Raw genomic sequence first — 1,234 nt, 5'->3', positions numbered from 1 at the left:
CCGCCTCCTCCTTCCGTCGGCCACCCCTCACACCGCCCTCCTCCTTCCGCCGGCCGCCCCTCACACCGCCCGTCGCTGCTCGTAGCCGCCCGACGCCACCGGCCCGGCCCGCGGACCCGGCCGTCCCCGTCCGGCCCGGTCCGCCCGGCACCCGCACCGGTACCACCGCGCCCTCGCGTCGACGCCCATGAGAAAGGCAACCCGCGTGTCCCCCATCGACCCCGCACCCATACCCACCCTTCCCTTCCCACCGGACGCCGGTGTCCGGTCCGAACCCGACGTGGGCCTGCACTTCGCCCGGACCGCTCCACGCCACCTGGTGGCCCGCAGCGCGGTGGCCGAGGTTCTGATCACGGACTGGCGGCAGCTGGGCCCCGACACGTTCCGCCTGGGCGCACAGTGGCCACGCGGCCACCACTTCTACGCGCCGGTTGCCGGCACCTGGTACGACCCTCTGCTCGCCGCGGAGACGCTGCGCCAGGCGTCGGTCCTGGTGGGGCAGACGTACTACGGAGTCCCGGCGGACAACCACTTCACCCTCACCGAACTGGAGTTCGAGGTAGTACCGGGTGCTCTGCTGCTGGGCGCCCGTCCGGCGGAGATGCGCCTGGAGTTCACGGCCACGGACGTGCGGCGCAGGGGCGGCAAGGTCATCGCCCTCACGCTGGAGGCGGACCTGCTGCGCGGCGCGGACTTCGCCGGGGCGGGCCGCCTGACCGTGAGGGTGTCGGACCGCCGCGACCCCGCCGCAGGGGAGGGCGGCGGGTACCCGCCCCTGCCGGACCCCGTCCCGCCGGCGATCGTGGGCCGCCTGGACGAACACGACGTGGTACTCGGCGTCCCCGCCTCCCCGGCCGACCGCCGGGGCCTGAGCTGGGACCTGCGGATCGACCCCGGCCACCCGGTGCTCTTCGACCACCCGACGAACGACGTCCCCGCGATGGTCCTCCTGGAGGCGGCCCGCCAGGCCGTCCAGGCGGCCTGCGCCCCCTACCGAGTCCTCCCGGTGGAACTACGAACCGCCTTCCACCACCCGGTAGCCCTGGCCATCCCCTGCCACATCTCCGCAACCCGCCTCCCCACCCACGACGCAACGGAGGACCCGGCCCTCCGAGTAACAGCCTGGCAATCGGACCGCCTCACCTTCGACAGCCTGGTGGTGGCAACGGTGTGCGACTGACGCCCCCCACCCGCCCTCCGGGGACCCGATCCCCACCGAGCCAGGCCCCTGAAC

Annotated in this window: 1 protein-coding gene; it reads left to right on the top strand. The window is 74.2% G+C overall.

Annotated features, from left to right (window positions below; genetic code table 11):
• Positions 1–205 precede the first annotated feature (205 nt).
• Positions 206–1,180, top strand: coding sequence for a ScbA/BarX family gamma-butyrolactone biosynthesis protein (locus tag AOJ26_RS41070; RefSeq protein ID WP_053853405.1), 975 nt, complete (start codon positions 206–208; stop codon positions 1,178–1,180).
• Positions 1,181–1,234: the final 54 nt, after the last annotated feature.

It is taken from the genome of Streptomyces sp. NRRL B-24085 (assembly GCF_001282115.1).
GTDB lineage: Bacteria > Actinomycetota > Actinomycetes > Streptomycetales > Streptomycetaceae > Streptomyces.
This window is presented reverse-complemented; position numbering and strand designations above follow the sequence as displayed.